Here is a 13,469-nt window from a genome sequence, read left to right as displayed (position 1 = left end):
AGGGGCGCGGGACGATAGGCAAGAAATTGCACCTTATGACGTAGTAAAGCCCCGCTTAAACCGCTTGACCCGAGCCGCGCGCGGTCGCACCTTGTGCTGCATGAGCGAAGAGACGCCCGACAGCCTGATCCCCTATGATTCCATCGTGCAGGAAGCCCTGCGCGCCGTAGTCGGCCGGGTGCTGGGCGAAATTGAACAGACCGGAAGCGAACTGCCGGGCGCGCATCATTTCTACATCACGTTCAAGACCCACGCGCCGGGAGTGAGCATACCGGCCAGCCTGCGCGAACGCTTTCCGGACGAGATGACTATCGTGCTCCAGAACAAATTCTGGGATCTTAACGTCCGCGATGACGGATTTTCTGTCGGCCTGTCCTTCAACCAGGTCCCGGCAGAGCTCGACATACCCTTTGCCGCGATCACGCAATTCGTCGACCCGGCGGTCGATTTCGGCCTGCAATTCCAGGCGACCGTCGCCGACATGGCGCCCGCCCCGACCGAGCATCCGGAAAACGACGGGTCGGAACTGGCTGAAAGCGCAGACGTTAAGGGAGCGGATGACGGCTCGAATGTCGTCACGGTCGATTTCGGCCGAAAGAAATAGGCGCGGCAGACCCAGTTGCGCCCGGAATGGGACAGGCATGGGACTCAGCAGCAAGAAAAAACCGAACCATCTGACGGATGTTGCCGCAGACGCGCTGGAAACAGCTACCGACAAGCAACCCTTGTCTCGCGATCCCGTGCCTGGGCCCAGTCCCGATCCCGCCACCAATCTGATCATTCACGACATCCTGCTGCGCAGCGTGGGCCGCCTCTCGCGCATGACCGTGGAGAAAGCGCTGCTGGGCCGCCAGTATGGCAAGGGGTTCGCCAAGGAAGCGGTCGAGAACCGGTCCATGCTCCATGCCCTCACCGCCTATGGCGTCACGAAGGTGGCGACCAAATCTGTGCCCGGCGCGCTTGCGGTCGGCACCGGCCTAGCGCTCAAAGTGCTGTTCGACCGCGGCCGATCCCGCCGCAAGTCGCGCGCGACTGGCGAAAAGATCCTGCGCAAGCAGGCCGATCCGGACAGCGCACTTTAAAGCGCGACGGCCGTGGCCTTGATTTGCATGCCCGCCTTGCTGCAAAGGCGGGCATGATCGATTCCAATAGTCCGACGAATACGCAAGAGCGCCCCGATCTTCATCGGCGCGGCCTCATGTTCATCCTGTCTTCCCCCAGCGGCGCCGGGAAGACGACGATCAGCCGCATGCTGCTGGCCGCAGACGACCAGATCAAGCTGTCGGTCAGCGTCACCACCCGCCCCGCACGCCCCGGCGAGATCGACGGGGTGCACTATTATTTCGTCGACGATGCTGATTTCGATCGCATGGTCGAAGAGGACGACTTCTACGAATGGGCCCACGTCTTCGGCCATCGCTACGGCACGCCCAAGGGGCGCATCCGCAACGCGCTGAAGGAAGGACAGGACTTCCTGTTCGACATCGACTGGCAGGGCACGCAGCAGCTGTTCCAGAAGGACCAGCAGGACGTGGTGCGCGTGTTCATCCTGCCCCCGAGCATCGCCGAACTTCGCCGCCGTCTCGAGGCACGCGCGCAGGACGACAAGGACGTGATCGATGCCCGGATGGAACGGGCCCGGGCCGAGATCAGCCATTGGGACGCATATGACTACGTGGTCATAAACGAGGATGTCGATGCGTGCTTCGCCAAGGTGCGCGAAATCCTGCATGCCGAACGCATGAAACGCCAGCGGCAGACCGGCCTCATTCCCTTCGTGCGCGAACTGATGACCTGATTGTCGCGACGTGCCCAAGGATGGCGGTCAGGCGAACTCGGCCGCCGTGCGGGCCACCAGGGCGCTATTGTCGTGCTGCCAGGGATGGAAGCGCGGTGAGAACCAGCCGAACCAGCCCTTCGCCATCGCGCGTGCGACGCCTTTCCTTCCAAACAAATAGCCGAGCTTGCGCCGCTGCATCGCGAAGCCCGACAGTCCGTCCTGCGCCAGCAAATCGTCCATGTTCGCGGACGTCGTCGTCGCGAACATCCATGTCGCATTGAGCATGGCGATGGTGCGGAACCACCAGCGACGCGGCGCAGACCAATCGCGCATCGCCCATTCGAGCGTGTCGAATGCAACCGCCTTATGCTCGATTTCCTCGAGCGCATGCCAGCGCCAGAGGCGCACGCAGTCATGCGGTGTCTCGCGCAGATGATGGTCCTCGGTCAGGATTTCATGGGCGAAAATGGCGGTGAAATGCTCGAGCGAGGCGGTGATGGCGAGGCGCTCGATCGCTGGCGCATCGTCGTACTGGCCCAGTGCAGCGCGCGCGCGCGCAGAGACGCGCGACGCCTCGTAGCCGCTGTTTTCCACCTGGGCATTGAAAGCTTCATGCTCGCGCGTGTGCAGCGCCTCCTGGCGGACGAAGTCGCGAATTTCGGACTTTAGCGGCCCGGGCGCCGAGGCCATGAAGGGTCGTACGCTCTCGATAAAGAAGCGCTCGCCCGGCGGGAAGACAATCGTGAGCGCGTTATAGAACGCCGTCGCCACCGGGTCGCGGTTCACATACCAGCGGCTGTCGCCCAGCGATTGCGCGCCAAGCTTCAAATTGCGCACCGTGATGGGTGCCTGCACATGTGGTTCATGATGGGCCATGGGGCGATCTAGTCCGTAGCAGGTAAAGGAAGTGTTTGGTTCCGGCGGGCGGCAAACCCGTCAGCCCGCTCGCACATCCGCCAGGAAGCGCTCGACTTCGCCGCGCAGCGCGTCGGCCTGCGCCTCCAGCTTTTCGGCAGAACCCACCATGATTGCCGCGGCATCGTCGGTCGCGACGCTTGCCTGCTGCATGTCGGCAAGGTGTTCGACGACGTGTTCGGTCCCGCGTGCGCTGCTGTCGATATTGCGCGCCAGCTCGCGACTGGCAATCGATTGCTCGTCTACCGCCGTTGCAATCAGCGTTGCGGATTGTTCCAGCCGTTGCACCTGGCTTTCGATATCGCCGAGAGCAACTACGCTTTCGTGAGCCGACGCCTGCATCTCGCCGATAAGCCGCGCGACATCCTCGGTCGAGTTGGTCGTCTGCCGAGCCAGTTCCTTCACTTCGGACGCGACTACCGAGAATCCGCGGCCAGCCTCGCCGCCACGGGCCGCCTCGATGGAGGCATTGAGTGCCAGCAAGTTGGTGCGCTGCGCAATCGACTGGATCACCTCCACGATCTGCCCGATCTGCTCGGCAGAAGCAGAGAGCGCGCCGATCGTGCGGTCGGTCGCCGAAGCGCTGCGCGACGCGGTCGCAGCCAGTTCCGCTGATTGCGATGCCTGCTTGCTGATCTCGGTGATGGAGGCGGAAAACTGGTCGGTCGCCGCCGCAGCGGCCGTGGTGCCTTCGGAGGCCTGCCTGCTGCTGGCGGCAACGGCCGAGCTTTGCGAACGGGAGTGCTTGGCCGCTTCGGCGAGGGAGTTTGCGGTGTCCTGAACCTCTTGCGCGGCGGCGACCACCGTGCGGGTAACATCAGCCACGTTGCGCTCGAAGCGGTCGGCCAGTTCCAGCAGTTCGCTCTTGCGCAGATCGTGTGCAGCCTGCTGGCGCGCCTGCAGTTCGTCGTTCTTGAGCGCCGCGGCGAGATATGCCTCGAGCGCACGCGCCATAATGCCGATTTCGTCCCTTCGGTGGAGTTCCGTATTGGCGATTGTGCGTTCGCCAGCCGCCAGACGGAGCATCTCCTGCGAGATGGCGTCGAACGGCACGATGATGCGCTGCATGAGGAAGCGAACTGCAGCGAGGCATAGCAGGGTCGAAACAATGCCGATGGCGACAATGGCGATGCTGGCGAATTCGCCATAGGCCGGGCGCGAAATTCCGAACAGGCCGACTGCAGCGATCGTCACTAGGCCACCGACTCCGAACCAGACGGCGATCTTGGTCTTGTTCATCAGCGAGTGCGCCATGAACCACGCCTCGAGCGCTGACAGTAACCTGCCGCCCATGCCCCTTGGCGAGCGTCCGGCATCGCTGCCGGCCGCGTCGCTGCGCGAAGTTCCTATCGGTCCGTGGTACATCGACACCCCCAATTCCCGCAGACCTTTAGCGGGAAAAGGGTTAACGCGCCTTAAAACGTGTTCCCCGCAAGCTTTCGATCGGAAAGCGCGCAAGGCGATGGCGGCCAGCTACTGGCTGACCGGTACAGTGCTGCCAGACCTAGTCGCCCGAAGGATCGACGAAATTGCCTGCCCCGACATTGGCGTTCACCACCCCGCCATCGATCGCGAGGGTCGTGCCGACGACATAATCGCCCGCGCGGCTGAGCAGGTAGATCGCTCCGCCGGCCATATCCTCGGTCACGCCGACGCGACGGCTGGGGATACCCTTTTCGACCATGTCCGCATTATCACGCGCCGCGCGGTTCATCGCGCTCGGGAAAGCGCCGGGACCGATGCCGTTCACCACGATGTTGTGATTGATCAGCTCGGCCGCCATGCGCCGGGTCAGATGGATGAGGCCGGCCTTCGACGCCTGATAGGGATAGGTCGGCCAGGGATTGGTCTTCATCCCGTCGATGCTGGCGATCATCAGGACCTTGGCAGGGCGGTCTTTCGTGCCGGCATTCTTGAGCAGCGGCATCAGCTTTTGCGTCAGGAAGAAAGGCGTCTTGACGTTCAAATCCATCGTGCGGTGCCAGCCCGCCTCGCTGAATTCCTCGAAGGGTTCGCCCCAGGCGGCGCCGGCATTGTTGACGAGAATGTCGAGCTTGTCTTCGCGGCTCGCGATGTCGTCCGCGAGCTGCTGGATGCCGTCCATCTGCGACAGATCCCCGACGAGGCCGATGACCTTGTCGCCTAGCTCGGCGCTGGTTTCGTCCACCTGCTCCTTCTTGCGCGCAACGATATAGACGCGCTCCGCCCCGGCGGCGAGCAGGCCCTCGACGATCATCTTGCCGATACCGCGGCTGCCGCCGGTGACGAGGGCAACGCGGCCTTCGAGGCCGAACAGATCCTGCAAATTCATAGTCTCTCTCCCCGGCTCAATAGCCGCTCATTTCAGCAACGCGGTTCGCGTGATAGTACTGGTCGCCGAGGAATTCCTGCAGCGCGCGATCGCGTTTCATGTAGAGGCCGATGTCGTACTCGTCGGTCATGCCGACGCCACCATGCATCTGCACGCCTTCCTTCACCGCAAGGCCTGCCGCCTTGGCAACCTTGGCCTTCGCGACGCTGGCCATCATGTCGGCCTTCTCGCTACCGCCATCGAGCAGCTGCGCAGCCTTGATAGTGACCGCGCGGGCGATCTCGACTTCGGAATAGAGATGCGCGGCGCGGTGCTGCAGCGCCTGGAATTCGCCGATCATCTTGCCGAACTGCTTGCGCTGCTTGAGGTAGTCGACGGTGATGTCCATCGCCCCGCGCGCAACGCCGACACCTTCCGCGGCCGAGCCGACGCGGCCGGCCATCAGCATGGCGTTCAGCACCTCGCGGCCGCCGTCGACCTCGCCGATCACTGCGTCGCCATCCAGCTCGACGCCGTCGAAAGTGATGTGGCTGGCCATGGAACTGTCGACCAGCCGCACGCTGTCGTGGCTCATGCCCATGGCATCCTGCGGTACGGCGAACAGGGTCACGCCATCGGTGTCGGTATCGCTACCCGAGGTGCGCGCGGCGACGACGATCATCTCGCTCGACGCGCCATAGACCACGAAATCCTTTTTTCCCGACAGGCGGAAACCATTGCCCGACTTCTCGGCCTTGCAGGCGATCCGCTCGGGACGGTGCTTGGCGCCCTCGTCGATTGCTACGGAATAGACCTTCTCGCCGGCAATCAGCCCGGGAAGCCAGCGGCCTTTCACATCGTCGCCGCCATGCTTGAGCGCCGTAGCAGCGAGTACCGAGGAGGAGAGGAAGGGCGACGGCGTAAGATTGCGCCCGATTTCCTCGAGCACGATGCCCGCCTCGACATTGCCCATGCCAAGCCCGCCGTCGTCCTCATCCACCAGCATGCCGGTGAAGCCCATTTCCGCAAACTGGCGCCACAGGCCGTGGCCGAAGCCGTCCTTGCAATCGCGGTCGCGCCAGTGGCGCAGCTGGTTCTTGATCGAGCCTTCCTCGGCCATGAATGCCGCAGCGCTCTCGGCCAGCATTTGCTGGTCGTCGTCGTGATAAAGAGGCATCGGCTCAGGCTCCCGGGAGTTCGAGGATACGCTTGGAAATGACGTTCAGCATGACTTCGGACGTGCCGCCCTCGATGCTGTTGGCCTTGGTGCGAAGCCAGTTGCGCGCAGGCTTGCCGCCGCTGGTTTCCTCGCTCTCCCATTCCAGTGCACGGCTGCCGCCAGCGGCCATCATCAGTTCGTGGCGGCGCTTGTTCAGCTCGGTCCCGACATATTTCATCATGTTCGGCTGTGCGGGATGCGCCTTGCCGACCTTGATCTCATCGAGAAACTTCTCGCCCATCGCGGCATAGGCCAGCGCGTCGATATCGAACTGCGCCAGCTCGGCACGCAGTACCGGGTCGAGCTCGCCTGCCTGGCGCTTCATGGCCGCGCCGATCGCGCTGGTCCGGTCGCCGCCATCGGCGCCCGAGATCATTTCCCGCTCGTGGCCAAGCAGGTATTTCGCAACGTCCCAGCCGCGACTGATCTCGCCGACGTAGGCCGGGACATCCTCGCCATAGCTCTTCGGTACCTGCACATCGTCGAAGAAAGTTTCGCAGAACGGGCTGCTACCGCTGATCAGCTTGATCGGCTTGGTCGAGCACCCCTCGCTCGCCATGTCGAAGAGCATGAAAGTGATGCCCTTGTACTTGTTCTCCTTGTCGGTGCGGACGAGGCAGAAAATCCAGTCGGCCTGGTCGGCATAGGAGGTCCAGACCTTCTGGCCATTGACCACCCAGTGATCGCCCTTGTCCTCGCCATAGGTCTGCAAGGACACGAGGTCCGAGCCGCTGCCCGGCTCGCTATAGCCCTGACACCAGCGAATTTCGCCACGCGCGATTTCGTTGAGGAAGCGCTGCTTCTGGCCCTCTGTGCCGAAGTGCAGCAGAGCCGGGCCGAGCATCCAGATGCCGAAGCTCGACAGTGGTGGGCGGGCGCCGATCGCGGCCATTTCCTCGCGCAGCACCTTGGCCTCGGCCGGGGAGAGACCGGCGCCGCCATACTCCTTCGGCCATGCGGGCACCGTGTAGCCCTTGTCGCGCGCCGCCTCGAACCAGGCTTTCTGCGCCTCGTTCTTGAAGCTCGCATTGCGACCGCCCCAATAGACGTCGTCTTCGTCGCGAACGGGCTCGCGCATTTCGGGTGGGCAATTGGCTTCGAGCCATTTGCGCGTTTCGGCGCGGAAGGTGTCGAGATCGCTGTCTGGCATGACCGGAATCCTCTCTGTTCTAAAACATCGGTATGTTGACGCTTACGTTAGGAGGATTCGGCACCTCCGTGCAAGACCATGCGCGACGACCTGCCATTCCGTAGCGTCCGCCGGAATGCGTTGACGCGATGGGCAGCGCGCCTAAGCTGGCAGCGGAGAAATTCGGGGAGAGAGTAGGGATGCGATTCTCGGGCAAGACGGTCGTGATCACCGGCGCGGCATCGGGTATCGGGGCGGAAACGACCCGCCTGTTCGCCAGCGAAGGCGCAACCGTTTTCGCCAGCGATATCGATGCCGAAGGCGGTCAGGCGCTCGCTGACAATACGGAAGGCAATGTGTGTTTTGCGCACTGCGATGTCTGCGACCCGGCGGAAATCAAGGAACTGATGGATCGCGCGGCACGCGAGACTGGCGGGATAGACGTGGTGTTCAACAATGCCGGCGCGGGCGGAGCACGGCCGGGGATCGACGAGATCGCGCCCGAGGAGTGGGACCGCACGATGGACCTGCTGCTACGCTCGGTCGCAATGGGTATCCGCTATGCCGTGCCGCATATGAAGGGCAGGAAGGGCGCGAACATCGTGAACGTGTCCAGTGTTGCGGCAGTCGGCCCGGGCTACTCGCCGACTGCCTATGCCGTGGCCAAGGCCGGCGTGCTCCACCTGACCAAATGCGCTGCGACCGATCTTGCGCAATTCGGGATCAGGGTGAATGCGATCCAGCCGGGCTTCATCAATACCAATATCTTCACCTCCAGCCTCGAGATTACCGGCGAGATGAAAGCGATGGCCAATGCCGCCATCGCGCAGATGTCCTCGAATGCCCAGCCGGTTGCCCGGGGCGGCCAGCCACGCGACATCGCCAATGCCGTCACTTTCCTCGCCAGCGAGGAAGCCAGCTTCATGACCGGTGCTTCCTTGCTGGTCGATGGCGGGATCACGCTCGGCCCGCGGCACAGCTGGGACCCGGAAGAACCCGGTCTTTTCGCAGCGCTCGAAGCCATGGAGGAACAGGCGAAAGCGGGGTCCGGCACCAGCTGATGTCCTTCGTCAACGGTCCCCTTCCGCAAAAGCTCAAGCTGGTCCACGGCTCCGGCGCAGTGGCGTTCGGCGTGAAGGATTCCGGTTTCAGCTTCTTCCTGCTGCCCTTCTACAATCTCGTGCTGGGTGTCGATGCGAGCGTGGTGGGCGCGGCGCTCGCTACCGCTCTGGTTGTCGATGCTCTTGTCGACCCGCTGATCGGTCACTTGTCCGACCGGACCTATACGCGCTGGGGTCGCAGGCTTCCGTGGCTCTACATCGCGCCATGGCCGCTTGCCCTGCTATGGACCGTCCTCTGGTCGCCGCCCTTCGCTGGCGAACCGGGCTTCTGGGACATCGTCGCGCTGGCGGTAGGTGTGCGCCTGTTGTTGTCGGCCTGCGAAGTGCCTTCGGTGAGCCTAGTGCCGGAGATTACCGACGATTATGACGAGCGGACCACGCTCTTCCGTTATCGCTTCCTGTCCGGCTGGCTCGGCGGTTTGCTGATGATGGTGCTGGCCTTTACGATTTTCCTGCCCACGCCCGAGGCGCAATTGCAGCCGGAAGGTTATGCGCAATTCGGACTGTTCGGTGCTGGCCTGATGGCACTCGCCGTCGTCGGGTCGGCAGCCGCGCAGCACAAGATCGTGGCCCACCTGCCGCCTCATCGCCCGCCGCCCTTCTCGCTGCGTGGTGCCTTCGCCGAAATCTTCGACGCGTTCCGGGAAAAAGCCTTCGTCATTTTCGCGCTGGGCGGTCTGGCCGCCTATGTCCTTCAAGGAATGACGTTCTCGATCACGCAATATGTGAACCTCTATGTCTGGCAATTTTCCGACCTTGCCTTCCAGCTTTATCCGGTCGTGCTGTTCTTTTCGGTCGTATTGATGTTCGTGATCGTCGGCCCCTTGCACCGCGCATGGGGCAAGCCGAAGTCCGCCGCCGTCGCCGCCATCATCGGGCTGGTCTTCTATTGCACGCCCTATGTCCTGCTACTCGCCGGTGCCTGGCCGACCACCGGCACCACCGTATCGACCGCACTGCTCTACGCCTTCCTCATCTGCGCCAACACGGCGAGCGTCGTATCGATCATTTCCGCCACTTCGATGGTCGCCGAAATCGTGGAAGCCTTCGAGGAACGGACCGGCAAGCGCGCGGAAGGCACTTTCTATTCCGGCAACTGGCTGGTGCAGAAATGCGCGACCGGCGGCGGTATCCTGCTGACCAGCCTCATCGTCCAGTCGATCGACCTTGCCCCCGGCACACCGCAGTCGGAAGTCGCAGGAGAGACCATCGAGCAGCTGGTATTGCTGTTCGTCGCCGCTGCAACTGCGCTGGCTTTGATCGCGGCCTTCTGGCTTAACCGGTTTCCCATCACGCGCGAGCAGCACGAGGCGCGTGTAGCCGCGCGGCGGGCGAAGAGCCCCGATTTCCCCAAGGCAATCGACGACGCCGTGCGCGCCGATCCCGACGCGCATACAATAACGCCCTGACCGCCCTTCGAGGGTTGGCTTGGCATCCAGCATCTGCCAGTTTCATGGCGCAACCGAATTGAGAGAGAAGAGGAAAACACGATGGATTTTGAACCCACTGAACGACAAGTCTACTGGCGCGACCGGGTGAAGAACTTCATCGAGGACCACATTCGCCCGGCCATTCCCACCTACAAGGAGCAAGACGCGCAGGGCGACCGCTGGAAAGTCATCCAGGTGGTCGAGGACCTGAAAGCCAAGGCCAAGGACCAGGGCATCTGGAACCTGTTCATGCCGCCGCGCAACGAGGGGCACCATCATGTCGAAGAAAGCTACGAGTTCGAAGGCCCGGGCCTGACCAACCTCGAATACGCGCTGTGCGCCGAGGAAATGGGTCGCGTCGGCTTTGCGTCGGAAGTCTTCAACTGCTCCGCCCCCGACACCGGCAACATGGAAGTGTTCCACCGCTATGGCACGCGCGAGCAGAAGGACGAGTGGCTGACACCGCTGATGAATGGCGAGATCCGCTCCGCCTTCCTGATGACCGAGCCCTATACCGCCTCTTCGGACGCGACCAATATCGAAACCCGGATCGAACGTGATGGCGATCATTACGTCATCAACGGTCGCAAATGGTGGTCTTCCGGCCTCGGCGATCCGCGCTGCAAGGTCGCGATCGTCATGGGCAAGACCGACTTTTCCGCCGGTCGCCACGCCCAGCAATCGATGGTCCTGATGCCGATCGAAACGGACGGCGTGAATATCCTGCGCCATCTGCCGGTGTTCGGCTATGACGACGCACCGCACGGCCACATGGAAGTCGAGCTGAAGGACGTGCGCGTTCCGGTCACCAACATGCTGCTGGGCGAAGGCCGCGGCTTCGAGATCGCGCAGGGCCGGCTCGGCCCGGGCCGCATCCATCACTGCATGCGGACCATCGGCGTCGCCGAGGAAGCGCTGGAGAAGATGTGCAAGCGCCTGCAGGAGCGCGAGGCCTTCGGCAAGCCGATCTACAAGCATTCGGTCTGGGAAGAGCGCGTGGCGCGTGCCCGGATCGATATCGACATGACTCGCCTGCTCTGCCTCAAGGCAGCGGACATGATGGACAAGGTGGGCAACAAGGCGGCCAAGCAGGAAATCGCCATGATCAAGGTGCAGGCGCCGAACATGGCGCTGCGGATCATCGACGATGCCATCCAGGCCCATGGCGGCGGTGGCGTGTCCGAGGATTACGGTCTTGCCAGCGCCTACGCCCACCAGCGCACGCTGCGTCTGGCGGATGGACCGGACGAGGTCCACGCCCGCTCCATCGCGCGGATGGAATTCGCCAAGCACCTGCCCAATGAAGGCCCAAGCGCAAACGCCCTTCGCGCCAGCAATGCGCAGTCGGCCAGCGCCGGCAGCGCGGCTGCCAGCGCAGGCATGTCGAGCGGCGACGTGGGAGCCACCCGCTGATGGCCAAGGCAGCAATACTGGAAGAGGTCGGCGGGCTGACGATCGGCGAGGTCGAACTCGCCGATCCCGGTCCGCACGAGGTCCTGATCGATACGAAGGCCTGCGGGCTATGCCACTCGGACCTGCATTTCATCGAAGGGAGCTACCCCCATCCGCTTCCGGCCATTCCCGGGCATGAAGCGGCAGGCGTGGTCCGCGCGGTCGGCAGCGAGGTGAAAACGGTGAAGCCCGGAGACCACGTGGTTTCGTGCCTTTCCGCCTTTTGCGGGCACTGCGAATTCTGCGTGACCGGCCGCATGGCGCTGTGCATGGGCGCCGACACCCGCCGCGACCAGACGCAGGCGCCGCGCATCACGCGCAGCGGAGGCGAGACGGTCAACCAGATGCTGAACCTGTCGGCCTTTTGCGAGCAGATGCTGATTCACGAGCATGCCTGCGTAGCGATCGACAAGGATATGCCGCTCGACCGGGCGGCGGTGATCGGCTGCGCGGTGACGACGGGGGCCGGCGCGATCTTCAACGCCTGCTCGGTCGTTCCGGGCGAAGCGGTCGCGGTGGTTGGCTGCGGCGGTGTGGGCCTTGCGGCGATCAATGCCGCGAAGATCACCGGCGCCGGCAAGGTCATCGCGATCGATCCCTTGCCCGAGAAGCGCGAACTCGCGCAGACGCTCGGCGCGACCCACGCCGTCGACGCCATGGCGGATGATGCGGTCGAACAGGTGATGAAGATCACCGGCGGCGGGGTGCACCACGCGATCGAGGCCGTCGGGCGACAGGCCTCGGCCGATCTCGCGGTCAAGATCCTGCGCCGCGGTGGCACCGCGACGATCCTCGGCATGATGCCGCTCGACTGCAAGGTCGGTCTCGGCGCCATGGATCTCCTCAGCGGCAAGAAGCTGCAGGGCGCGATCATGGGAATGAATCATTTCCCCGTCGACCTGCCGCGCCTCGTGGATTTCTACATGCGCGGTCTGCTCGACCTCGACACGATCATCGCGGAGCGTATCCCGCTCGAGAAAATCAACGAGGGGTTCGAGAAACTGAAGGGCGGCCATTCCGCCCGCAGCGTGGTGGTGTTCGACTGATGGCAACCGAGGGCAATATCGATTTCGACAAGGAAATGGTCGGCACGGTCGAGGTGACGGACAAGGACGCGCTCGACCTCGATACGTTGACCGCCTGGTTCGATGCCCATGTCGAGGGCTTCGAGGGCCCAATCAGTTACTCGAAGTTCAAGGGCGGGCAGTCCAATCCGACCTATCGGATCGATACCCCGGGCCGCTCCTATGTACTGCGCCGCCAGCCCTTCGGCAAACTGTTGCCCAGCGCGCATGCGGTGGACCGCGAATACAAGGCCATGCACGCGCTGGGGCCGACCGGCTTTCCGGTCCCGAAGACCTATGGCCTGTGCGAGGACCCGGATGTCATCGGCTCCAAATTCTTCGTCATGGGCCTCGCAGACGGGCGCTCGCTGTGGAACGGCGCCCTGCCGGGCATCGATCCGAAGGACCGCCGGGAAATCTACAATTCGATGATCGACACCATGGCGGAGCTGCATTTGCGCGATCCGGACAAGATCGGACTTGCGGATTACGGCAAGCCGACCGACTATTGCGCGCGCCAGATCAGCCGCTGGTCCAAGCAATACAAGCTTTCCGAAACCGAGCATATGCCGCAGATGGAGCGGCTGATCGAATGGTTGCCGCAGACGATCCCGCCACAGCACGAGAGCAGCGTGGTCCATGGCGACTACCGGCTCGACAACATGATCTTCGAGCATGACCGCAATGAGGTGCTTGCAGTACTCGACTGGGAGCTGTCGACGCTGGGCGATCCCATCGCGGACTTTAGCTATCTGATGCTGAACTGGCACAATCCGGCCGACGGGCGTGCCGGGCTGCTGGGCCTCGACCTGGAAGGGCTCGGCATTCCGACGCAGGACGAGGCGGTTGAGCGCTACGTCGCCAGGACGGGCTATCCGGTCCCGCCGATGGACTGGTACTTCGCCTATAACCTCTTCCGGCTCGCGGGGATCATGCAGGGTATCAAGAAGCGCGTGATCGATGGTACGGCGTCCTCCGCCCATGCCAAGTCGATGTCCGACCGCGTCGCCCCACTGGTGGAGCGTGCGTATCAATTCGCGCAGGCGGCGGGGATGGACTAGCGCGGGGA

Annotated in this window: 13 protein-coding genes; 8 read left to right on the top strand and 5 right to left on the bottom strand. The window is 63.3% G+C overall.

Annotation, left to right across the window (positions count from 1 at the left end; translation table 11 throughout):
- The first annotated feature begins 100 nt into the window (after positions 1 to 100).
- From P8Q88_RS00950 to gmk, 3 genes are read left to right on the top strand one after another with little or no spacing between them, the layout of a single operon-like run.
- The gene (locus P8Q88_RS00950; RefSeq protein WP_278321963.1) at positions 101 to 604 is read left to right on the top strand and encodes an SspB family protein; all 504 of its coding nucleotides are present in this window, start codon (positions 101 to 103) and stop codon (positions 602 to 604) included.
- A gap of 37 nt (positions 605 to 641) precedes the next feature.
- Positions 642 to 1,082: a hypothetical protein gene (locus P8Q88_RS00945; RefSeq protein WP_278321962.1), complete on the top strand. Its 441-nt coding sequence runs from the start codon at positions 642 to 644 to the stop codon at positions 1,080 to 1,082.
- Between the two features lie 53 nt (positions 1,083 to 1,135).
- Complete coding sequence (gene gmk, locus P8Q88_RS00940) at positions 1,136 to 1,798, top strand: guanylate kinase (RefSeq protein ID WP_278321961.1); 663 nt, start codon at positions 1,136 to 1,138, stop codon at positions 1,796 to 1,798.
- Between the two features lie 27 nt (positions 1,799 to 1,825).
- Here gmk and P8Q88_RS00935 read toward each other — a convergent pair whose 3' ends face one another.
- The 5 genes from P8Q88_RS00935 to P8Q88_RS00915 all read right to left on the bottom strand — a co-directional run bounded on the left by P8Q88_RS00935 (position 1,826) and on the right by P8Q88_RS00915 (position 7,354).
- Positions 1,826 to 2,656 (bottom strand): metal-dependent hydrolase, encoded by an 831-nt coding sequence (locus P8Q88_RS00935; RefSeq protein ID WP_278321960.1) that lies wholly within the window; start codon positions 2,654 to 2,656, stop codon positions 1,826 to 1,828.
- Positions 2,657 to 2,716: 60 nt separating this feature from the next.
- A complete protein-coding gene (locus tag P8Q88_RS00930) occupies positions 2,717 to 4,060 on the bottom strand; it encodes a methyl-accepting chemotaxis protein (RefSeq protein ID WP_278321959.1) in 1,344 nt (447 codons plus the stop codon).
- A gap of 139 nt (positions 4,061 to 4,199) precedes the next feature.
- Entirely contained in the window at positions 4,200 to 5,006 is an 807-nt protein-coding gene (locus tag P8Q88_RS00925) for an SDR family NAD(P)-dependent oxidoreductase (protein WP_278321958.1), read from the bottom strand.
- Positions 5,007 to 5,022: 16 nt separating this feature from the next.
- On the bottom strand, positions 5,023 to 6,162 hold the full coding sequence (locus tag P8Q88_RS00920; RefSeq protein WP_278321957.1) for an acyl-CoA dehydrogenase family protein: 1,140 nt from the start codon (positions 6,160 to 6,162) through the stop codon (positions 5,023 to 5,025).
- Positions 6,163 to 6,166: 4 nt separating this feature from the next.
- Positions 6,167 to 7,354 carry an acyl-CoA dehydrogenase family protein gene (locus P8Q88_RS00915; RefSeq protein WP_278321956.1) on the bottom strand — a complete coding sequence of 396 codons (1,188 nt, stop codon included), beginning with the start codon at positions 7,352 to 7,354 and terminating at the stop codon, positions 6,167 to 6,169.
- Positions 7,355 to 7,533: 179 nt separating this feature from the next.
- Here P8Q88_RS00915 and P8Q88_RS00910 point away from each other — a divergent pair, with 179 nt between their 5' ends.
- The 5 genes from P8Q88_RS00910 (at position 7,534) to P8Q88_RS00890 (ending at position 13,461) form a co-directional block, all read left to right on the top strand.
- Positions 7,534 to 8,394 carry an SDR family NAD(P)-dependent oxidoreductase gene (locus P8Q88_RS00910; RefSeq protein ID WP_278322746.1) on the top strand — a complete coding sequence of 287 codons (861 nt, stop codon included), beginning with the start codon at positions 7,534 to 7,536 and terminating at the stop codon, positions 8,392 to 8,394.
- Positions 8,394 to 9,863, top strand: a complete 1,470-nt coding sequence (locus P8Q88_RS00905) for an MFS transporter (protein ID WP_278321955.1) — start codon at positions 8,394 to 8,396, stop codon at positions 9,861 to 9,863. Before P8Q88_RS00910 ends, P8Q88_RS00905 begins: the two co-directional genes overlap by 1 nt.
- An 81-nt stretch (positions 9,864 to 9,944) precedes the next feature.
- Positions 9,945 to 11,297, top strand: a complete 1,353-nt coding sequence (locus P8Q88_RS00900) for an acyl-CoA dehydrogenase family protein (RefSeq protein ID WP_278321954.1) — start codon at positions 9,945 to 9,947, stop codon at positions 11,295 to 11,297.
- Entirely contained in the window at positions 11,297 to 12,382 is a 1,086-nt protein-coding gene (locus tag P8Q88_RS00895) for a Zn-dependent alcohol dehydrogenase (protein ID WP_278321953.1), read from the top strand. Before P8Q88_RS00900 ends, P8Q88_RS00895 begins: the two co-directional genes overlap by 1 nt.
- Complete coding sequence (locus P8Q88_RS00890; protein ID WP_278321952.1) at positions 12,382 to 13,461, top strand: phosphotransferase family protein; 1,080 nt, start codon at positions 12,382 to 12,384, stop codon at positions 13,459 to 13,461. The genes P8Q88_RS00895 and P8Q88_RS00890 overlap by 1 nt, the downstream gene beginning before the upstream one ends.
- Positions 13,462 to 13,469 lie beyond the last annotated feature (8 nt).

Origin of the sequence: Qipengyuania marincola (assembly GCF_029688625.1) — a bacterium.
GTDB lineage: Bacteria > Pseudomonadota > Alphaproteobacteria > Sphingomonadales > Sphingomonadaceae > Qipengyuania.
The sequence above is the reverse complement of the archived record's forward strand: the minus strand, read 5'-3'. Positions and strand labels throughout refer to the sequence as shown.